Below are 20,215 nucleotides of genomic sequence, written 5' to 3' on the forward strand. Positions count from 1 at the left end.
GGGGGCCTGACCTGGTTGGGGCGCTAGCCTCCATGTCCCGGACAAGCTGCAACGCGCCTGGCGTTGCGGCGCAGAGCCGGGACCCAGGGCGGGACGGCGAGATGGGCCCCGGCCCTGCGGCGCACCGCTGCGCGCTGCGCCGCGTCCGGGGCACGAGAGCGGGGTGTGGGGCATGCTCTCTACACGTCATTGCGAGGAGCCATCGCGACGAAGCAATCCAGAGTCCCTCCGCGGAGGCATTCTGGATTGCTTCGCTGCGCTCGCAATGACGGAGTATGGCGTAAGGGCATCGCTCTTCCGCACCATCTCGCTTGCAGACATGCCTTCGCATCCTCGCGGCGCAATTCGCCCGAGCTTTGCTTCGTCGCTCCGCCCTCCAATCCAAGAGGGCGCAGGGAAGACCGGGTGCCGGCTGGCACCCGCGGTCCGCTGCGCGAAAATGCACACGCAGAAAGAACCGCACAGCAGCATACAGGTGTCGCCGATCACTCGGCCTTCCCTGCGCGATGGTTGCACGGCTTATGCCGTGATCTCCCGGGAGCCGAACTTTCCTTCTGGCCTCCCTCGCCATTCGAATTGGATGATGCCGTCTACCCGGTTGGGCTCGCGCACATCTTCGAACAGCTTGACCGTGGCAACGACGGCCAGGACCACACGGTTTTGCCGTACGCACGGCCCGCCATTTCGCCCGCAGTATTCCCGACTCCGTCGACAGAGCCGAAAACTTACGAACGAGACGAAGCCTGACAGCGCCGTCGTCCGCACGAAGCCTCGGGCTCACAGGGACTACCCGCCCTGCCCGCACCTCTCGTGCCGACGCTGCCGCGTCCACCGCATCCCCGGCTCGCGAACATGACGACTTCACGTCGCCCCTCTTGGGTGAGCCGGGATGGACGACACATACGCCGAAACCGAATTTCGGTAAAGTGGAATATTTTTGCGCGGGCGGATTGACAGAGGCCGACACAGGCGCGATCGCGTAGCCCGGATGAGCGCAGCGACATCCGGGACGGTGCGGGATGCCGGGCGAGCGGCCCCGGGTATCGCTTCGCTCACCCGGGCTACGGGTGCCGCGACTGCTCTAGCTCACGCGGCGGGTTCGGGCTCTGCTCTCCCACCGGGTCAGCATCTGGCCGAGCTCACCGGTGACGACAGGAATTGGCGTCATGGCGTTCGGGACCTCGTTGGTGTTCGCGGGCGCGTTGGCGGAGAGCCAGTCCGGCTCGCTATATTCGCGCCAGCGGCGGGCTTCCGCGCGTCGTTTGCTGGAGATGTGATCACGCGTGAAATAGCCGGCCGCGAACGCGATCCCGAGCAACACGATCAATACGATGACGCCACCCACGTTCGACTCCATTTATCTGCCCGCTCGTTCCTGCATGACAATGCGCGCGAAATCATGACCTCAACATGTGCTCCGTCGGGCGCATCCGAATATGACGACATTGCGGCCCACAACCATGCGGATGGCTTCTATTCCTCTCGCAACCGGCCTCCGACCGCATTAACCTCCTATCCGCTCGGCCGGATCAACCGGCCAGCCGAACATCATTGGGAGGACGCGATGACACGCCAGCAGGCTCGTGACCACGAGCAGCTTGAGCAGGATGCTGCGCTTTCACGACGAACACTCATCCGGGGGCTGGCGATTGGCGCCGCGGCCACCGTCGCCGGTCCCGCACTGGCCCAGACCGGACCCGCGGCACCGCCGACCACCATCACCAGCCCGCCGCGCGATTTCGGCCCCCACGGCGCACCGACCACTTATTTCTGGGACCCCGACGTCATCGCAGTCGATCCCTCCTTCAACGATCTCGCGCAGCCCAACACCGCGATCACGCGCCTGTACACCGGCGTGCTGTGGGCAGAAGGCCCGGCGTGGAGCGCGCAAGGACGATATCTGCTGTGGAGCGACATTCCCAACAACCGGCAGATGCGCTGGAGCGAGGACGACGGCCGCGTCAGCGTGTTTCGCACGCCTTCCAACAATTCCAACGGCAATTCCTTCGACTTCCAGGGCCGCCAGCTCTCCTGCGAGCATCTGACCCGCCGGGTGACGCGCTACGAGCATGACGGCACCGCCACCGTGCTGTGCGACAATTACAACGGCAAGAAGCTGAACTCGCCGAACGACGTCGTCGCACATCCCGACGGCAGCTACTGGTTCACCGATCCGCCCTATGGCGGTCAGCTCTACGAAGGCGAGCCGGATGCCGCGGGCGGCCCGAGCAATGCGGGCGGCAAGCTCAATCCGCGGATCGGACAGCCGGCCGGCTTCCAGCCGGGCAAGCGCGAGCTGCCGACCAATTGCTATCGCATCGACCCCTCGGGCCGCATCGACCTCGTCGTCACCGAGGATCAGGTGCCCGATCCGAACGGGCTGTGCTTCTCGCCTGATTACAAGAAGCTCTACGTCGCCTCGACCGGCAAAGGTCCAGGCGACACCGGCGCGGGCGGCAAGGGCGAGATCTTCGTGTTCGACGTCGGCGCCGACAACAAGCTGTCCAATGTGAAGAAGTTCAGCGACTGCGTGATCGACGGCGTCAAATGCGGGCCCGACGGCCTGCGCTGCGACGTCAACGGCAATGTCTGGGCCTCCAGCAATGCCGGCCGCGCCGTCGGCTACAACGGCGTGACGGTGTGGTCACCGGAGGGCAAGCTGCTCGGCCGCATCCGCCTGCCGGAAGTCTGCGGCAACATCACCTTCGGCGGCCCCAAGCGCAACCGCCTGTTCATGGCCGCGAGCCAGTCGCTCTACGCGGTGTTCACCGCGACGCAGGGCGCAGGGCCCGGCTGAGCGGAAGCTCAATGAAGCAGGGCGCCGACGCGAACCGCCGGCGCTCTCTGCCTTCTTCAGCCCGCACGCTCGATTTCGTTCGCGGATGATGTCCGAGCCTTTCCCGAACGACCACTGCACGATACGTTTTCCGGATCATGCTGGAGGGCAAGGACCATGCGCGTTGTGATCTGTGGAGGCGGCGTCATCGGAGCCTGCACCGCCTATTCCCTCTGCCGGCACGGTGTCGATGTCATCGTCGTCGAACGGACCGGCGTGGCGGCCGCAGCCTCCGGCAAAGCCGGCGGCTTTCTGGCACGTGACTGGTGCGCAGGCACGCCTCTCGACGCATTGGCGCGGCGCAGCTTTGACCTGCACGCGCAACTGGCCGGAGAGATTGCGGCTGATTGTGGCTACCGGCCGATGAGCGCCTATAGCGGTCGTGTGATTCCCGATGGCGATCCGCGCCGAACCATGCGCTCCGCACTCGACTGGCTCAGTAATGGCATCGACATCTCGCAGCGCATTGGCTCGAGCGAGACGACCGCCATCGTTCATCCCGGGAAATTTACGTCGACCATGATGAATGCCGCGATTGCGCAAGGCGCCGAGCTGCGTCTTGGCTGTGTCACGGGCATCGTGCGCGATGCGGGTTGTGCCACCGTCAAGGGCGTCGGCATGGAAGACAACGTGATCGAGGCCGACGCCGTAGTGATCGCCATGGGTCCATGGTCGCTGCTTGCCGCGAAATGGATGAGTCTGCCTGCCCTCTATGCACAAGGCAGCCCAAGCATCCTGTACGATACAGGACCCCACGTATCGGCAGAGGCCTTGTTTCTCGAGATGGAAATTTACGGTAAAGTCAGGCCCATCGAGATTTTCCCTCGCCCGGACGGCTCCACCTATGTCACCGCATGTCCCGCCCTGGACACCTTCCCGACGGACCCGGCTGAGGTGGAATCCGAGTTCAGCAAGCTTGACAGACTCACCCTGCTCGAAATGTCGCAGCGGCTTTCGCCGCTGTTCCGGCCGGAGAAGATCATCGCCAAACAAGCATGCTATCGTCCGGTAACGACGGATGGTGCGCCGCTCATTGGCCGCGTGCCCCAGGAAGAAGCTCTCTACGTTGCGACTGGCCATGGCTCCTGGGGTATCCTCAACGCCCCAGCAACCGGCGAAGCTCTCGCGGAACTGATCGTCGAAGGGGCAACGCGCCACGTCGACCTCGCGCCGTTCGATCCTGCTCGCCTCGCGCCACTTGATCTGCCGCGTCGGCAGTGGCCCTAGACAACGTGCGTTCCTGTAGTCCGGGCATATCCACCGACGTAACCTGCATGCCCGCGTCCGTCGAAGCATCTCCTGCCCGCAATTTGCGCAGACGGTAGACTTTAGTCCCGCTCTCACAATCATGAACGCGGTTTCACTTGCCGAGACCTCCCTCGCCGGTATAGTTGCGACATAATGGCTCACAAGAGGCCTGTTCGAAGGGAGATAACAAGATGAATAATGCACTCTCTGTTGCATTGCGAATGGCGCTCGGTGCGGCCGCGACAAGCGCGGTGATGGCTGCATCCAGCGCTGCCTTTGCCGCCGATCCGATCCGGCTTGGCGTGATTGCGGAAGCCCAGGCGATCGCCGGCGCGTCCATTCCGCAGGCGGCGCAGCTCGCCGCCGACGAAATCAATGCGAGCGGCGGTGTCGACGGCCGCAAGATCGAGATCGTCTCCTACGACAATCACTCCTCGTCTGCGGATTCAGTGCGCGCCTTCCAGCGTGCGGTGAACGAGGACAAGGTCAACGCGGTCATCGCAAGCTATATCAGCGAGGTCGTGCTGGCGCTGGAGCCCTGGGCCTCGCGGCTGAAGACACCCTTCGTCACGCCGGGCGCCGCCTCCAACGAAATCAGCAAGAGCGTCCACGCCGATTACGCCAAGAACAAGTACACGTTTCACGGCTATCTGACCTCGGCCGCGCTGGCGCTCTCCGTCTGCGACGCCGCAAAGGACCTGCTGGTCGACAAGATGCACATGAAGTCGGCGGTCATCATGAGCGAGGACGCCGCCTGGACCAAGCCGCTCGACGTCGGTTACGAGGAGTGCTTGCCCAAGATCGGGTTGAAGGTGCTCGATCACATCCGCTTCTCGCCTGATACCACCGACTTCACGCCGATCTTCAACAAGATCGAGGGCTCCAAGCCCGACGTGATCATCACCGGCATTTCCCATGTCGGCGTGCAGCCGACGGTGCAGTGGAAGAACCAGCAGGTGCCGATTCCGATGTTCGGTATCTCCTCGCAGGCGACCAACGAAACGTTCGGCAAGGACACCAACCAAGCCGCCGAAGGCGTGCTCTATCAGGGCGTCTCCGGTCCCGGCGTCGCAGTGACGCCGAAGTCGGTCCCGTTCGCGGAAAACTTCAAGAAGAAGTTCGGCAACTATCCGTCCTATGCGGGCTACACCGCCTATGACGAGGTCTATTACATCGCCGATGCCGTGAAGCGTGCCGGCTCGACCGACGCCGACAAGCTGGTCGACGCGCTGGAAAAAACCGACTGGGAAGGCACCATCGGCCGCGTCCAGTTCTACGGCAAGGACGATCCCTTCACCCACTCGATCAAGTACGGCAAGGGCCTGATCACCGGCCTGATGCTGCAATGGCAGGACGGCAAGCAGAGCGCGGTCTGGCCGAAGGACGTCGCGAAGGTCGACATCAAGTTCCCGAGCTTCGTCAAGCTCAGCAACTAGCCCGCAGGACGTGCTCCCGGGACCGCGTCCCGGGAGCTTTCCACTCGCGGCGCCCCCCGCAGCACCATTCCTCATAGCGGCAGCCAGCTGCCACGCGGCCAATCATCAATGCGAGTCTTCCAGATCCTGATCGATGGCTTTGCCATCAGTGCTCTCTATGCGCTCGGCGCCACCGGCTTCACCCTGATCTTCGGCGTATCGGGCGTGCTCAATCTCTCCCACGGCGCCATCATGGTCGCGGCCGCAGTGGCGGCCTGGGCCGCAGCCAGCGTGCTCAATGTCGGCACCTATGCCGGCGCGCTGATCGGCGTCGGTGTCGCCCTCCTCACCGCGTTCGCCACCTATTTCGCGGTGGTGAAGCCGATCCAGGATTCGCGCCGCATTCCCAACGAGGAGAAGGAGATCTTCGTCCTCACCGGGACCCTGCTCTGGGGCATCATGATCCAGGAGCTGATCGCCTATTTCTTCACCAACAACGCCAAAACCGTGTTGCCGATCGTCGAGGGCGTCGTCGAGATCCTCGGCGTGCGCACGCCGAAGAACGAGATCTTCACGGCGATCGTGTGCTGCCTCGTCATCGCGCTGCTGTGGCTGCTGGTGAATCGCACCCGCACCGGCAAGGCGGTGCTGGCGGCCTCGATGAACCCGCGCGGCGTCACGCTGCTGGGGCTGGAACTGACCAACATCTACATCGTGGTGTGGGCGATCTACGGCATCCTCGCCGGCATCGCCGGCGTTCTGCTCGGCATGTTCCTCGGCGTCAGCTCCTACAGTGTCGGCCCGCTGACCGCGAGCGCGTTCTCGATCGTCGTGCTCGGCGGCCTCGGCAGCGTCTCCGGCTCGCTGATCGCCGCTTTCGTGGTCGGCTATCTCGAAACGCTGACGGCCTACCTCGTCTCGCCGGCCTATCGCACCATCCCGGCGCTGCTGCTGCTCGTATTCGTGATGTACATCCGGCCCCAGGGCCTGCTGGGGAGGCGCTGAGATGTCGAACTTCTTCACCTCGCGCCTGTTCTTCATCTCGCTCGCGCTGGTCGTCATTGCGTCAACGCTGCCGCTCTACGTCTCCGGCTACGTGCTCGGGCTGTTGACCGTCGCCTTCTATTTCGGCGTGTTCGCGATGGCCTGGGACCTGTTGTTCGGCTTCGCAGGCGAAGTGAATTTCGGCCCGACCTTCCTGATCGGTGTCGGCGCCTACACCGCCGGCATCCTCAATGCCCAGTTCGGCTGGTCGGTCTATCTCTGCATCGTGCTGGGCGCCTCTGCCTCCGTCATCGCCGGCCTCGTGCTGGCGCTGCCGGCGCTGCGCGTGCGCGGGCCCTATTTCGGCCTGACCACGCTGGTCGCGGTGCTGATGCTGCAGAACTTCATCGTCGTGTTCGCCGATCTCACCGGCGGCGAGATCGGGCTCACCATCCCTGATGTCATCAGCATCGATGCCGGCACGAACTACTGGATCGCGCTCGGCTTCATGACGATCTCGGCGGCCATCCTCTATGGCTTGTCGCAATCGCCGATCGGCCTCGTGCTGCAGGCGAGCGGCCAGGACCCGGTGCAGGCCGGCGCGCTCGGCTTCAACATCGTCAAGCACAAGCTCGCCGCCTTCGTCGTCTCTGCGTTCTTCTCTGGCCTATCGGGCGCGCTGCTGGTGTTCTATTTCGGCACCGCCTCGGTCGGCACCGTCGTCGACGTCGCGGTCGGCGTCAACGTGATCGTCTCGGCCGTGCTCGGCGGCCGTCGCACGGTGCTCGGCGCGGCACTGGGGGCGATCTTCCTGATCGTCGCCGGTGAGTTCCTGCGACCGACCGGCGAGCTCGCGACCTTCATCGTCTCGGCCGTGGCTCTCCTTGTCGTGCTGTTCTTCCCCGGCGGCTTCCTCGGGGCGGCCCTCTCGCGCGAGGCTCGTTCGTGATGGATATGAGGCTTTCAAACCGTGCCGTGCTCGAAGTCCGCGGACTGACCAAGCGCTTCGGTGGCCTGACCGCGGTGAAGAACCTCGGCTTCGAGGTCAACAGCGGTGAGATCTTCGGCCTGATCGGACCCAACGGCTCGGGCAAATCGACCGCGATGAAGAGCGTGATGGGGATCGAGCGCCCGACCGCGGGCGAGGTGATCTTCGAGGGCGAAAACGTCGCCGGCCTGCCTGCGCACAAGATCGCGCGCAAGGGCTTTGGCATGGTGTTCCAGCACTCGCGCCCGCTGAACCGGCAGACGGTGCTGGAGAACATTCTGGTCGCGCTGCTGCCGGACAGCCTGTTGATGCTGTTTCCCGACAAGGCCCTGGTCGAGCGCGCCAAATGGATCGCCGAGCGAGTCGGGCTCGGCGACGTGATGCACCGCCGCCCGCCGACGCTTCCTTTCGCGGATTTGCGCCGGCTCGAGCTTGCGAAGGCGATCGCACGCGATCCCAAGGTCGTGCTGGTGGACGAGCCGTTCGCCGGACTGACGCGCGCCGAGGTCGATATCTTCTCCGATCTGATCCGCAGCTTCCGCGACGAGGGCCGCGCGGTGATGCTGGTCGATCACAACGTCAAGAGCGTCGCAGCACTCGTCGACCGGGTGCTCGCGATGTATCTCGGCGAGGAGATCGTCACCGGCAAGGCCGAAGACGTCATGAAGAACGAGACCGTCCGCCGGGTCTATCTCGGCGGCGCCATCGAGACCCATGCCCGGCCGGAGACCAGCTTCAAGGACAAGGTACCGCTGCTCCAGGTCGAAAATGTGAGCGTGTTCTATGGCAAGGCGCAGGCGCTGGAGAGCGTCTCGATCCATGTTCACGAGGGCGAATTCGTCTCGATCGTAGGCCTCAACGGCGCCGGCAAGACCACGCTGTTCAACACCATCTCCGGCTTCCTGCCCTACAACGGCGAGATCGTGCGCGGCGGAGAGAAGCTGCGCGGCACCAGCCCGGCGAAAATCGCCCGCAGCGGCCTCGTGCAGTGCCCGGAATCGCGCGAACTGTTCGGCGAGATGAGCGTGCGGGAGAATCTGGATCTCGGCGGGCAGCATCTCGCCGATGACCAGCGCGCCACCCAGCTTGCCTGGCTGTTCGAGCTGTTTCCGATCCTGAAGGAGCGCCAGGGCCAGATGGCACAGACGCTTTCCGGCGGCGAGCAGCAGATGCTGGCGATCGGCCGTGCGCTGATGATGCAGCCGCAGATCCTGATCCTGGACGAGCCGACGCTGGGCCTTGCCCCCGTCATCCTCGAGCAATTGTCCAAGGCGCTGACGAAGCTGCGGCAGACCACGTCGATCACCGTGCTGCTCGGCGAGCAGAACGTCACCTTCGCGCTGCCGCATGCCGACCGTGTCTACGTGCTCGAGCACGCGCGGATCGTCTGGGAGGGCGACCCCGGCCGCTTCGCAAGCGAGGCCGGCGCCGATTTTCTGTAAGTCCGCGATATCAACAAGAAGCATAGAAAGGGAGACGACCATGCGACCATCTTTTCCGAGCAGCAGCTTCCTCGCGTCCGCGCTGGCACTTTGCCTTGCCGCGCCCGCCTATGCGCAATCGAACGATCCGATCAAGATCGGCGTCATCGCGGAAGTGCAGTCGATCGCCGGCGCGGCGACGCCGGGCGGGGCGCAGATCGCGGCCGACGAGATCAACGCCAAGGGAGGCATCCTCGGCCGCAAGGTCGAGATCGTCACCTATGACAACAAGAGCTCCTCGGCCGATTCGGTGCGCGCCTTCCAGCGCGCGGTGAGCGAGGACAAGGTGTCGGCGGTGATCGCAAGCTACATCTCCGAGGTCGTGCTGGCTCTGGAGCCCTGGGCGGCGCGGCTGAAGATGCCGCTGATCACGCCGGGCGCCGCGTCGAACGAAATCACCAAGGCGATCCACAACGACTACGAGAAGAACAAGTACACCTTCCACGGCTATTTGACTTCTGCAGCCCAGGCTCAGATCGTCTGCGACGCCGCCAAGGAATTGCTGGTCGACAAGCTCAAGTTCAAGACGGTCGCGATCATGAGCGAGGACGCCGCCTGGACCAAGCCGCTGGACGTCGGCTACGAGGCCTGCCTGCCGAAGGCGGGGCTGAAGGTCGTCGAACACGTGCGCTTCTCCCCCGACACCACCGACTTCACGCCGATCTTCAACAACATCGAGAGCAAGAAGCCGGACGTGATCGTCACCGGCATCTCGCATGTCGGGGTCCAGCCGACCGTGCAGTGGAAGAACCAGCAGGTGCCGATCCCGATGTTCGGCATCAGCGCGCAGGCGCTGAGCCCGACCTTCTGGAAGGATACCAATGGCGCCGCCGACGGCGTTCCCTCCCTGGCGGTGGCGACGCCGGACGTCGCGGTGACCTCGAAGACGAAGCCGTTCGCGGCGGCGTTCAAGGCGAAGTTCGGCAGCCCCCCGGCCTACACCGGCTATACCGCTTATGACGAGGTCTACATGATCACCGACGCGATCAAGCGCGCCGGCTCGACCGATCCCGACAAGATGGTCACCGAACTCGAGAAAACCGATTACGAGGGCACGATCGGCAAGATCCAGTTCTACGGCAAGAACGACGAATTCACCCACGGCATCAAATCCGGACCCGGCACCGTGACCGGCCTCGTCTTCCAGTGGCAGGATTCCAAGCAGGTCGTGGTCTGGCCGGAGAAGATCGCGGAGGGCAAGCTGAAGTTTCCGAACTTCGTGAAGCTGTCGCAATAGCTGGCCGGCGCCGGACGGCCGGGAGCCCATACCCAAGGCAAGGCCCGCCGCCAACACCGCGGCGGGCCTTCGCTTTGTAACCGGCGCTGGCATCAGAGGACCCATCCTGCGATCTTGCCGTTAACCCCCGATGTGGGGGCGGAGGCGCGAGATGGACGATCGACCAGGACAGCCCGACAGCCTGAGGCAGGACGACGGCTTCGTGCGGGTGCGCGGGGCGCGCGAGCACAATCTCAGGAACGTCGACGTCAAGATTCCGCGCAATGCCCTCGTCGTGTTCACGGGCGTGTCGGGCTCCGGGAAATCCTCGCTCGCCTTCGGGACGATCTACGCCGAGGCGCAGCGGCGCTATCTGGAATCGGTGTCGCCCTACGCGCGGCGGCTGTTCCACCAGATGCAGATCCCCGAGGTCGACGACATCGAGGGCCTGCCGCCCGCCGTCGCGCTCCAGCAGCAGCGCGGCTCGCCGACGACGCGGTCGTCGGTCGGCAGCGTGACCACCATCTCGAACCTGCTGAGGATGCTCTATTCGCGCGCCGGCGATTACCCGCGCGGACAGCCGATGCTCTATGCGGAGTCGTTCTCGCCGAACACGCCGGAGGGGGCGTGCCCGACCTGCCACGGCATCGGCAGGATGCTCGACGTCACCGAGAAATCGATGGTGCCCGACGACACCAAAACGATCCGCGAGCGGGCCGTCGCGGCCTGGCCGAGCGCCTGGCAGGGACAGAACCTGCGGGACATCCTGACGACGCTCGGCTACGACGTCGACAAGCCCTGGCGGGAGCTGCCCAAGAAGGACCGCGACTGGATCCTGTTCACGGATGAGCAGCCGACCGTACCCGTTTATGCCGGCTATGACGCTGCCGAGGTCAAGCGCGCCCTGCGCCGGAAGGAGGAGCCGAGCTATCAGGGCACCTTCACCGGCGCCAAGCGCTACGTGATGCAGACCTACGCCAAGTCCGAGAGCGCGATGATGAAGCGCCGCGTCGCGCAATTCATGATCATCCGGGACTGCCCGACCTGCCACGGCACAAGGCTCAAGCCCGAGGCGCTCAAGGTGAAGTTCGCCGGGCTCGACATCGCCGGAATGTCGCATCTGCCGCTCAAGCAGCTGCACGAGCTGATCAGGCCGTTTGCAAAGGCGTCGACGGACAAGTCCGAGAAGGCCGTCGTCGCCCGGCGCATCTGCGAGGATCTGTCGGCGCGGCTCACCGTGCTGCTCGACCTTGGCCTCGGCTATCTCGCCTGCGAGCGCAGCACGCCGACGCTGTCGCCGGGCGAATTGCAGCGGCTGCGTCTGGCGACGCAGGTCCGCTCCAACCTGTTCAGCGTGGTGTACGTGCTCGACGAGCCTTCCGCTGGCCTGCATCCCGCCGACACCGAGGCGCTGCTGCGGGCGCTGGACCGGCTGAAAGGCGCCGGCAATTCGATCTTCGTGGTCGAGCACGAGATCGAGGTGATCAGGCATGCCGACTGGCTGGTGGATGTCGGCCCCGATGCCGGCGAGGGTGGCGGGCTCATCCTCTACAGCGGCCCGCCGGAAGGGCTCGGCGACATCGAGCAATCGCGCACCGCGCATTACCTCGCAGGTCCGCGCAAGAAACTGCCGGCGGTCCGCCGCGAGCCGAAGGGACATCTGAAGCTCCGGGGCGTGACCCGCAACAATCTGCGCGGCCTCGACGTCGACATTCCACTCGGTGTCATCGCCGGCATCACCGGCGTGTCGGGGTCCGGCAAGTCGAGCCTGATCAGCCAATTCCTCGTCGATACCGTGGCCGAACATCTCGGCCATACGCTCGCCACCGATACGGACGACGACAGCCTCGCCCCGACGGTCGAGACGCTCGGCGGCAGAATCGTTGCCGGACTCGACCGGATCAATCGTCTCGTCGTCGTCGATCAGAAGCCGATCGGCCGCACGCCACGATCCAACCTTGCGACCTATACCGGCCTGTTCGATCATGTGCGGAAGCTGTTCGCGGCAACACCGCAGGCAAAGTCCCGCCGTTACGATGCCGGACGCTTCTCGTTCAATGTTGCGAAAGGGCGATGCGCGACCTGCGAGGGAGAAGGCTTCGTCTGCGTCGAGCTGCTGTTCCTGCCGAGCGTCTACGCGCCCTGCCCGACCTGCAAGGGCGCGCGCTACAACGACAAGACGCTCGAGGTGAAGATCTGCGGAAAATCCATCGCCGATGTGCTGGCGATGCGCGTCGACGAGGCCTTCGCGTTCTTCGAGGGCGATGCTTCGCTCAGCCGGTCGCTGTCGGTGGTCCGCGAAGTCGGTCTCGGCTATATCCGCCTCGGCCAGTCCGCGACCGAACTGTCCGGCGGCGAGGCCCAGCGCATCAAGCTGGCGACGGAGCTGATGCGACCGCAACGCGGCCACACGCTCTATGTGCTTGACGAGCCCACCACCGGCCTGCACCCCCGCGACGTCGAGCGGCTGATCGCCCAGCTCGATCGGATCGTCGATGCCGGCAACAGCGTGGTCGTGGTCGAGCACGACATGGACGTCGTCGCGCACAGCGACTGGATCATCGATCTCGGCCCCGGCGCCGGCGCCGAGGGGGGCCGCATCGTCGCATCGGGGACACCGGATCAGGTCGCAAGGGCCGGCGAGAAGGCCGGCGGCAAGACGGCGCCTTATCTGGCGCGGCGCTTGTCGCAGTAACGCACGATCTCGCCGGGCCTCATTATCATTTCGCAATTGCGTTCTACGGCGCACCCGACTTTCGCGATGTTGACTTTCCGCTGTCCCGCTCCCCATACTTCGCAAAAAAATAACAACCAGTCACAAGACGGTTTTGAGGGAGGATAGGATGCCAACTTCACGCAGGCAGCTGCTGAAGGGTACGGCGGCTGCCGCCGCCACACTCAGCCTCGATTGGACCAGGGCCCAGGCGCAGGCCGAGAATTTGCGCATCGGGCTGATCTACGACCTCACCGGCCCCTTCGCCGCCGGCGGCTCGGTCGCCTCCTCGGTCGGCGCGCAGATCGCCATCGACCTCGTCAACGAGAAGGGCGGCATCGGCGGCAAGACCAAGATCGTGCCTGTTGCCGCGGACTCCCAGAGCAAGGCCGACGTCGCGATCAACGAAGCCGAGCGGCTGATCAGCCAGGAAAAGATCGACATCATCAACGGCGTCTATTCCAGCGCGCATGCAGTGCCGATGGCGGCGAAGGTCGAGCAGCAGAAGAAGATCCTCTGGATCACGACCGCGGTCTCGACCGCCGTGTTCAAGGACAAGAACCTGCAATACGTCTTCCGCGCGCAGATCCATTCCGATCAATACGGCCAGGCCTTTGCCGGCTTCATCACCGAGCATGCGCAAGGCAAGCTCGGCATGGACGCGAAGGACGTCAAGGTCGCGCTGATCCACGAAGACGGCCCCTATGGCGTCGGCGTCGCCGCGGCCGACGAGGCCTATGCCAAGCAGGCCGGCATCCAGGTGGTGCTGCGCGAGGGCTATTCGGCGTCCGCGCCCGACCTGTCGGTTCTGGTGACGAAAATCAAGCGCGCCAAGGCCGACGTGATCTCGCACGCCGGCTACAATCCCGACATCACCCTGTTCCTGCGTCAGGCCCGCGAGAGCGGGTTGCGCTTCAAGATGCTGTTCGGGGCCGGCGCCGGCTACAGCCAGCTCGACAAGCTGCGCGCGACGTTCGGTCCCGACATCGACAATTTCTGCAACATCGATCCGGTGCCGGCGCAGTTGCTCGATCCCGCCAAGCTCGCGCCGGGCATGGGCGAGCTGATCAAGACCATGGTCTCGCGCTACCAGACCAAGACCGGCGCCACCGACGTGCCGCCGCATTGCTCGATGGGCTTCAACCAGACCTGGGTGCTGCTCAACAACGTGCTGCCGGTGGCCAGGGAGAAATACGGCAGCTTCGAGCCGGAGGCCATCCGCAAGGCCGCGCTCGACGTCGACATCCCCGCCGGCGGCACCATCCAGGGCTACGGCGTGAAATTCTTTCCGCCGGGCACGCCGCTGTCCGGCCAGAACGAACGCTCGACGCCGGTGGTGATGCAGAACGCGGGCGAGCACATCTCGGTGGTGTGGCCGACCAACATCAAAACGCGGGACCCGGTGTTTCCGCTGCCGAAGGGATCCACATACGGCGCGTAGCTTACTCGCTGCGCTGGCGGTGCACCCTTGCCCCTTGTGGGAGAGGGTGGCTCGCCGCGTAGCGGCGAGACGGATGAGGGGTATGTCTCCGCGGGCGCTTCTCTCACGATTGAATTCGCGGAGACACACCCCTCATCCGGCGCTTCGCGCCACCTTCTCCCACAAGGGGAGAAGGGTTCGCGTCGTGCATTTTGGCCAATTCATCGCCCTACAACACCACCCTGCGTCCCTCTTCCGCCGCCCAGTAGCCCGCATAGTTCACCTTGATCGTCTCATAAGCGAGCGCGAGACCAGACAGCGGCTGCCGGCCCGTGGCGACGCATTCCATGAAGTCCTGGATCTCCTGCAAATAGCCGCGCGTCCATTCCTCCTCCAGGCAGACATATTGCCAGCCGGTCTTGCGGTCGACCTTTTCGGTGATGTAGACGGAGGCGAGCTTCTCCTCGGAGGTCTGGTAGCTCATCAGATGATTGTTCGGCGTGATGTTGGCGAACAGCGAGCCGCCGGACGTATAGGTTTCGACCAGATTGCGCACGCCGCCCATGATCATGTCGCCGGAGAACACGGTGGCCTTGGTGCCGTCGGAGAAGGTGACGGTGAGCGTGCCCCAATCCTCGACGTCGAGCGGGTTGGCCTTGATGTAGCCGCGCTCCTCCGGCTTGAGGCCGGCTGTGACGTTGCCGACATCGCCGGTGACGCTGGCGACACGGATGCTCTCGCCGCGCGCCTTCGCCTCCACCTGCTTCAGATACAGCACGGCCGAAAGCGGATGGCAGCCCATGCGGATCAGCGAGCCGCCGCCGGTCATCGCCCATTGAGCGGCGTGGGCCGCGTGCGAGCCGGAATGGCTCTCCTCGCCCTTCATGAACAGGATCTTGTCCCTGGTCGCCCTGATGATCTCCGCGGTCTTGGTCACCGCGGGCGCGTAGATCCAGTCCTCGGCATACATGAAGAGTTTTCCGGTGCGCTCGATCGCGGCGCACGTCTTGTCCATCTCCTCGATCACGCGCTGATACATGAGCGCCTTCGGCACCTGCCTGCCGATCGGCTGCGGATCCCCGTCACGGCCGAAATAGCCGGCGAACGGCTTTTCGCAGATCACGTGCTTGCCGGCCTGCATCGCAGCGACGATCATTTCCGCATGAAGATTGGGTGGGGTGCAGATGTCGATGACGTCGATATCGGCATCGGCGATCAGATCAGAAAAGCTGCGATAGACCCGCGGGATATCGTGGCGGCCGGCGAATTCAACGACTTGGTCGCCGCGTGCGGCGACCGCGGCGACTTCGACGTCCACGCCATAGACGCGCCGGAACGCATACATATGCAGCTCCGACACGAAGCCGCAGCCGACGAGTCCGACCCTGATGTTTGCCATAGCGCGCCCTTTGCTTTTGGCGGCACTATAGCGCGCGGGCCGGCCTATTCCACGGAGACTCGCACCACGCCGGCGCTCATCATGCCGAGCGCGCGGGCGGCCGGCACCGAGAGATCGACGATACGGCCACGGATGAAGGGCCCGCGATCGTTGACGCGGCACTGGATCGTGCGGCCGCTATAGGACACCTTGAGCACGCTGCCGAACGGGCGGGTCCGGTGCGCACAGGTCAGCTCGCCCTTGCCGGCCTTTCCGTAGCCGTAATAGGAAGCCAGCCCGCTTTCGGCATGGGCGACGGAAAAGGCAGAAAAAGAAAAACAGGCCATTGAAAAGAATAGCGTCGTTTGCGCTCGCACGGCATCGCTCCCGATTGCCCTGCCCGGCGCTGCAAACGTCGCTTCATTCCATTGAGTTCCCTGTCCACTGGCACGCAATGCCCGGCAGACCATCACACATTGTTACTTTCGGGAAAGTGCAGCAAACACGCTTCTACGTCTCGCGCAGCCTCTCCGGCACGCCACCACGTCGCGCGTCGGTGCGCGCAAACGCTAATCGTTTGCGCACACGCTCGAGCCGGAGCTCACCAATATCGGCGGTAATAGTGGCGGTGATAGACCCGGTACGGCCGGTAATAGCCGTAGCCATAGCCGTAGGCCGGACGATAGGGCCGGTAATAGCGCGGATAGGCCGGTGCGTATCCATAGCCGCCGTAATAGGCCGGGGCATAACCGTAGCCATAGCCCGGTCCCGGATATCCATAGCCGCCGTAATACGGACCGCCGCCGTAATAGCCGTAGCCGTAAGGCGCGCCGCTGGCGATGGCGCCGCCGATGATCGCACCGGCGAGGAGGCCACCTGCGCCAATTCCCCAGCCACGACCGCGCCAATGCACTTGCGCGAAATCGTCACCGACCGCGGCTTTCATGGTCGCGACGTTGGTCGGCAGCGGGGCCGCCGCCGCCTGCTGAATTTGGCCGGCGATGACCACGCCGGCGACCGAACAGGCAATTGCCGTTTTCCAGATCCTCATCGACTTGCTCCCTGTCTGACGTTTCGCTTGGAAAAGGATCGCAGCCGCATGATCGGGCATCTTTGCGCCAAGTCAAAGCCCGGATTTTAAAGCCCGGATCTGCGTGCGGCGCACAAGTCCCGTTCATGCTGCTGCGAAGCGGCTGCCGACATGCGGGGCGGACCAACGCGGCCTGCTCTGCCCGACGTGACGCCGGCGCGATGCCGGAGACCCGCGGTCAGCGCAAAGCATTAAGCTTCCCGCCTTCGCAACCAACAACCTACTTCACGATTGACTATGCGTACCGCTACTATCGGTTCCAAGGGAGCGAGGTTTCTCGCGACGAATAGCCTCGGCCTTGCGCCGGGCGTGTGGGAGGATGACATGAGTGCCGCGAGACCCGAGCCGCTTGCCCGTCAGGCGCTGGCCTTCGTCCTGGCCGGCGGACGTGGCAGCCGGCTCCTGGAGCTGACCGACCGTCGCGCCAAGCCGGCCGTCTATTTCGGCGGCAAGTCCCGCATCATCGATTTCGCGTTGTCCAATGCGGTGAACTCCGGCATCCGCCGTATCGCGGTCGCGACACAGTACAAGGCGCACAGCCTGATCCGGCATCTTCAGATGGGCTGGAACTTTTTCCGCCCGGAGCGCAACGAGAGTTTCGACATCCTCCCTGCGAGCCAGCGCGTCTCAGAGAACATGTGGTATGTCGGCACGGCGGATGCGGTTTACCAGAACATCGACATCATCGAATCCCACGCCTGCCGCTTCATCGTCGTGCTGGCCGGCGACCATATCTACAAAATGGATTACGAGGTGATGCTGCGCCAGCACGTCGAGAGCGGCGCCGACGTCACCGTCGGTTGCCTGGAGATGCCGCGGGCGGAATCCTCGGGCTTCGGCATCATGCATATCGACGAAAACGGCTGGATCAAGGAGTTCCTGGAGAAGCCGAAGGATCCGCCGCCGATGCCGGGCAAGCCGGACGTCTCGCTCGCCAGCATGGGCATCTACGTCTTCGACGCGAAGTTTCTGTTCGAAGAGCTCAAGCGCGACGCCGAGGACCCGAACTCGAACCACGATTTCGGCAAGGACATCATTCCCTACCTCGTCAAGAACGGCCGCGCCATCGCCCACCAGTTCTCGACCTCCTGCGTCCGCTCCAGCCGCAACAACACCGCCTATTGGCGTGACGTCGGCACCGTCGACGCCTACTGGTCCGCCAACATCGACCTCACCGACGTGGTGCCGGAACTCGATCTGTTCGACCGCGCCTGGCCGATCTGGTCCTATTCGGAAATCACACCGCCAGCCAAATTCGTCCATGACGAGGAAAGCCGGCGCGGCCAGGCGGTGAGCTCGCTGGTCTCGGGTGGCTGCATCATCTCCGGCGCATCGCTGCGCCGTTCGTTGCTATTCACCGGCGTGCGCATCAACTCCTATGCCAATGTCGAGAACGCCGTGATCATGCCATATGTGAATGTCGGACGCGGCGCGCGATTGAAGAACGTCGTGATCGATCGCGGTGTCGAGATTCCGGAAGGGCTCGTCGTCGGCGAGGATCCCGCGTTGGACGCCAAGCGTTTCCGCACCAGCGAGCAGGGAATCTCGCTGATCACCCAGCCGATGATCGACGGGCTCAATAAATGACGCCTGTTCGCGTCCTCGCGGTCGCCTCCGAAGTCTATCCCATCATCAAGACCGGCGGCCTCGCGGACGTCGCTGGCGCGCTGCCGATCGCACTGAAGGCGCATGGCGTCGAGATGCGCACGTTGATGCCAGGCTATCCCGATGTGATGCGGCTGGTATCGGACGCAGAGGAGATCCGGAGCTGGCCGGATTATTTCGGCGGGCCGGGCCGGTTGCTCGCAGGCTCCCGTGACGGGCTCGACCTGTTCGTGCTCGACGTGCCGCATCTCTACGCGCGGCCGGGCAACCCTTACGTCACCACAGAAGGTGTTGACTGGCCGGACAATGGCGTGCGTTTCGCGGCGCTGTCGCGCATCGCCGCCGATATCGGCCACGGTCTCGTCCCCGCCTTCGTGCCCGAGATCGTGCATGCCCATGACTGGCAGGCCGGGCTCGCGCCGGCCTATCTGCACTATGACAATCGCCCGCGCCCCGGCACCGTGATGACCATCCACAACATGGCCTATCAGGGCAAGTTCGCTCCCGAGTTGATCGGTGCAATCGGCCTGCCCTGGCATGCGTTGAACGTCAACGAGATCGAATATTTCGGCGGCATCAGCTTCCTGAAGGCCGGCCTGCAATTCGCCGATCGCATCACCACGGTGTCGCCGACCTACGCGCAGGAAATCCAGAGCGACGAAGGCGGCATGGGGTTCGGCGGCCTGTTGCGCGCTCGCGCCAACGTGCTGAGCGGCATCCTCAACGGCATCGACATCTCGGTGTGGAATCCGCAAGGAGATCCGCACATCGCCTACCGCTACGGCGCCGAAGACCTCACCTTCCGGGCCGCGAACAAGGCGGTGCTGCAACAGCAGTTCAATCTCGATTCCTCCGACGAGGCGCCGCTGCTCGGTGTCATCAGCCGGCTGTCCTGGCAGAAGGGGCTCGATCTGCTGCTGGAGGCCATCCCGACGATCCTCGAGCAAGGCATGCAGCTTGCCTTGCTCGGCAGCGGCGACCGCGATCTCCAGGACGGCTATCAAGCCGCAGCCCGCGCCAATCCCGGCCGCATCGGTGTCGTGATCGGCTATGACGAGATTCTCGCCCATCTGCTCCAGGCCGGCTCCGACGCGCTGATCGTGCCATCGCGGTTCGAGCCGTGCGGCCTGACCCAGCTCTGCGCGCTGCGCTATGGCGCCGTGCCGATCGTCTCGCGCGTCGGTGGGCTGGAAGACACCATCGTCGACATCGGCGAAGCCGGGCGCGATGCCACCGGCTTCAAGTTCGCACCCGTGACCGCCGGTGCCCTCGCATGGACGCTGCGCAAGGCCAACACGGCCTTCCATAACAAAGCGGCCTGGCGACGGCTGCAACTGAGCGGCCTCGCCACCGACGTCTCCTGGCGCAACCGCGCCGGCGATTATGCCGCGCTGTATCGCAGCCTGATGGCGGAGCGGGCCTGAGGCATGACCATCGTCGAATCCATGCTATAGAGCCGGCATGGACCCGTTCGTGATCAAGCTGATCGGCTTTGCCGCCGCGACCTGCACCACCGTGGCCTACGCGCCGCAAGCCATCAAGGTGTGGAAGACCCGCTCTACCGGTGACATCTCGCTCGGCATGTTCCTGGTGATGGTGCTGGGCCTCGCGCTGTGGCTGATCTACGGCCTGCTCTCGGGCGATGCGCCGCTGGTCGCCGCCAATGCCATCACGATCGTGCTCGCAGGATGTATCCTGGTGATGAAGTTGAGATATGGGTGAGATTCCCTCTCCCCTTGTGGGAGAGGGTGGCTCGCCGCGTAGCGGCGAGACGGGTGAGGGGTATCTCTCCGCAAATTCATATGAGAGTTGGACTCGAGGAGAGATACCCCTCATCCGGC

The 20,215-nt window shown here is 64.4% G+C and carries 16 protein-coding genes; 12 read left to right on the forward strand and 4 right to left on the reverse strand.

The genetic code is table 11. The annotated features are described in order from the left end of the window. Nucleotides 1–1,081 precede the first annotated feature (1,081 nt). The gene (locus CIT40_RS25835; RefSeq protein ID WP_094891576.1) at nt 1,082–1,345 is read right to left on the reverse strand and encodes a hypothetical protein; all 264 of its coding nucleotides are present in this window, start codon (nt 1,343–1,345) and stop codon (nt 1,082–1,084) included. Nucleotides 1,346–1,564: 219 nt separating this feature from the next. Between CIT40_RS25835 and CIT40_RS25840 the strand changes: the two genes are divergently transcribed. From CIT40_RS25840 to CIT40_RS25880, 9 genes are all read left to right on the forward strand, one after another. Next, nucleotides 1,565–2,797 carry an SMP-30/gluconolactonase/LRE family protein gene (locus CIT40_RS25840; protein WP_094891573.1) on the forward strand — a complete coding sequence of 411 codons (1,233 nt, stop codon included), beginning with the start codon at nt 1,565–1,567 and terminating at the stop codon, nt 2,795–2,797. A gap of 156 nt (nt 2,798–2,953) precedes the next feature. Continuing rightward, the gene (locus CIT40_RS25845; protein WP_094891095.1) at nt 2,954–4,063 is read left to right on the forward strand and encodes an NAD(P)/FAD-dependent oxidoreductase; all 1,110 of its coding nucleotides are present in this window, start codon (nt 2,954–2,956) and stop codon (nt 4,061–4,063) included. Nucleotides 4,064–4,305: 242 nt separating this feature from the next. Next, nucleotides 4,306–5,520, forward strand: coding sequence for an ABC transporter substrate-binding protein (locus CIT40_RS25850; protein WP_414645432.1), 1,215 nt, complete (start codon nt 4,306–4,308; stop codon nt 5,518–5,520). Between the two features lie 108 nt (nt 5,521–5,628). After that, the gene (locus tag CIT40_RS25855) at nt 5,629–6,504 is read left to right on the forward strand and encodes a branched-chain amino acid ABC transporter permease (RefSeq protein ID WP_094891093.1); all 876 of its coding nucleotides are present in this window, start codon (nt 5,629–5,631) and stop codon (nt 6,502–6,504) included. 1 nt (nt 6,505) lies between these two features. Then, nucleotides 6,506–7,432: a branched-chain amino acid ABC transporter permease gene (locus CIT40_RS25860; protein WP_094891092.1), complete on the forward strand. Its 927-nt coding sequence runs from the start codon at nt 6,506–6,508 to the stop codon at nt 7,430–7,432. Beyond that, on the forward strand, nt 7,432–8,913 hold the full coding sequence (locus CIT40_RS25865) for an ATP-binding cassette domain-containing protein (protein ID WP_162307673.1): 1,482 nt from the start codon (nt 7,432–7,434) through the stop codon (nt 8,911–8,913). The genes CIT40_RS25860 and CIT40_RS25865 overlap by 1 nt, the downstream gene beginning before the upstream one ends. Nucleotides 8,914–8,953: 40 nt before the next feature. Beyond that, the gene (locus CIT40_RS25870) at nt 8,954–10,189 is read left to right on the forward strand and encodes an ABC transporter substrate-binding protein (RefSeq protein ID WP_094891090.1); all 1,236 of its coding nucleotides are present in this window, start codon (nt 8,954–8,956) and stop codon (nt 10,187–10,189) included. Between the two features lie 151 nt (nt 10,190–10,340). After that, the gene (gene uvrA, locus CIT40_RS25875; RefSeq protein ID WP_094891089.1) at nt 10,341–12,863 is read left to right on the forward strand and encodes an excinuclease ABC subunit UvrA; all 2,523 of its coding nucleotides are present in this window, start codon (nt 10,341–10,343) and stop codon (nt 12,861–12,863) included. A gap of 148 nt (nt 12,864–13,011) precedes the next feature. Next, on the forward strand, nt 13,012–14,322 hold the full coding sequence (locus CIT40_RS25880) for an ABC transporter substrate-binding protein (protein ID WP_094891088.1): 1,311 nt from the start codon (nt 13,012–13,014) through the stop codon (nt 14,320–14,322). 208 nt (nt 14,323–14,530) lie between these two features. Here CIT40_RS25880 and CIT40_RS25885 read toward each other — a convergent pair whose 3' ends face one another. From CIT40_RS25885 to CIT40_RS25895, 3 genes are all read right to left on the reverse strand, one after another. Continuing rightward, entirely contained in the window at nt 14,531–15,700 is a 1,170-nt protein-coding gene (locus CIT40_RS25885) for a Gfo/Idh/MocA family protein (RefSeq protein WP_094891087.1), read from the reverse strand. 44 nt (nt 15,701–15,744) lie between these two features. Next, a complete protein-coding gene (locus CIT40_RS25890) occupies nt 15,745–16,056 on the reverse strand; it encodes a septal ring lytic transglycosylase RlpA family protein (protein ID WP_094891086.1) in 312 nt (103 codons plus the stop codon). 224 nt (nt 16,057–16,280) lie between these two features. After that, nucleotides 16,281–16,730 (reverse strand): hypothetical protein, encoded by a 450-nt coding sequence (locus tag CIT40_RS25895; RefSeq protein WP_109862251.1) that lies wholly within the window; start codon nt 16,728–16,730, stop codon nt 16,281–16,283. Between the two features lie 363 nt (nt 16,731–17,093). On the opposite strand from CIT40_RS25895, the gene glgC reads away from it, so the two are divergent. From glgC to CIT40_RS25910, 3 genes are read left to right on the forward strand one after another with little or no spacing between them, the layout of a single operon-like run. Continuing rightward, on the forward strand, nt 17,094–18,356 hold the full coding sequence (gene glgC, locus CIT40_RS25900) for a glucose-1-phosphate adenylyltransferase (RefSeq protein ID WP_094894012.1): 1,263 nt from the start codon (nt 17,094–17,096) through the stop codon (nt 18,354–18,356). Beyond that, nucleotides 18,353–19,798, forward strand: a complete 1,446-nt coding sequence (glgA, locus tag CIT40_RS25905) for a glycogen synthase GlgA (RefSeq protein WP_094894011.1) — start codon at nt 18,353–18,355, stop codon at nt 19,796–19,798. Before glgC ends, glgA begins: the two co-directional genes overlap by 4 nt. 37 nt (nt 19,799–19,835) lie before the next feature. Then, the gene (locus tag CIT40_RS25910; RefSeq protein ID WP_094894010.1) at nt 19,836–20,096 is read left to right on the forward strand and encodes a SemiSWEET transporter; all 261 of its coding nucleotides are present in this window, start codon (nt 19,836–19,838) and stop codon (nt 20,094–20,096) included. The last annotated feature ends 119 nt before the right edge of the window (nt 20,097–20,215 follow it).

Source organism: Bradyrhizobium amphicarpaeae, from assembly GCF_002266435.3.
Lineage (GTDB): Bacteria > Pseudomonadota > Alphaproteobacteria > Rhizobiales > Xanthobacteraceae > Bradyrhizobium > Bradyrhizobium amphicarpaeae.

What these genes read in the sequence shown, in the direction of transcription:
- CIT40_RS25845 (WP_094891095.1), top strand. Translation starts at nt 2,954, where the DNA reads ATGCGCGTTGTGATCTGTGGAGGCGGCGTCATCGGAGCCTGCACCGCC.
- uvrA (WP_094891089.1), top strand. Translation starts at nt 10,341, where the DNA reads ATGGACGATCGACCAGGACAGCCCGACAGCCTGAGGCAGGACGACGGC.
- CIT40_RS25895 (WP_109862251.1), bottom strand. Translation starts at nt 16,730, where the DNA reads ATGAGGATCTGGAAAACGGCAATTGCCTGTTCGGTCGCCGGCGTGGTC.
- CIT40_RS25910 (WP_094894010.1), top strand. Translation starts at nt 19,836, where the DNA reads ATGGACCCGTTCGTGATCAAGCTGATCGGCTTTGCCGCCGCGACCTGC.
- CIT40_RS25840 (WP_094891573.1), top strand. Translation starts at nt 1,565, where the DNA reads ATGACACGCCAGCAGGCTCGTGACCACGAGCAGCTTGAGCAGGATGCT.
- CIT40_RS25855 (WP_094891093.1), top strand. Translation starts at nt 5,629, where the DNA reads ATGCGAGTCTTCCAGATCCTGATCGATGGCTTTGCCATCAGTGCTCTC.
- CIT40_RS25850 (WP_414645432.1), top strand. Translation starts at nt 4,306, where the DNA reads ATGGCGCTCGGTGCGGCCGCGACAAGCGCGGTGATGGCTGCATCCAGC.
- CIT40_RS25860 (WP_094891092.1), top strand. Translation starts at nt 6,506, where the DNA reads ATGTCGAACTTCTTCACCTCGCGCCTGTTCTTCATCTCGCTCGCGCTG.
- glgC (WP_094894012.1), top strand. Translation starts at nt 17,094, where the DNA reads ATGAGTGCCGCGAGACCCGAGCCGCTTGCCCGTCAGGCGCTGGCCTTC.
- CIT40_RS25865 (WP_162307673.1), top strand. Translation starts at nt 7,432, where the DNA reads ATGGATATGAGGCTTTCAAACCGTGCCGTGCTCGAAGTCCGCGGACTG.
- CIT40_RS25885 (WP_094891087.1), bottom strand. Translation starts at nt 15,700, where the DNA reads ATGGCAAACATCAGGGTCGGACTCGTCGGCTGCGGCTTCGTGTCGGAG.
- glgA (WP_094894011.1), top strand. Translation starts at nt 18,353, where the DNA reads ATGACGCCTGTTCGCGTCCTCGCGGTCGCCTCCGAAGTCTATCCCATC.
- CIT40_RS25870 (WP_094891090.1), top strand. Translation starts at nt 8,954, where the DNA reads ATGCGACCATCTTTTCCGAGCAGCAGCTTCCTCGCGTCCGCGCTGGCA.
- CIT40_RS25880 (WP_094891088.1), top strand. Translation starts at nt 13,012, where the DNA reads ATGCCAACTTCACGCAGGCAGCTGCTGAAGGGTACGGCGGCTGCCGCC.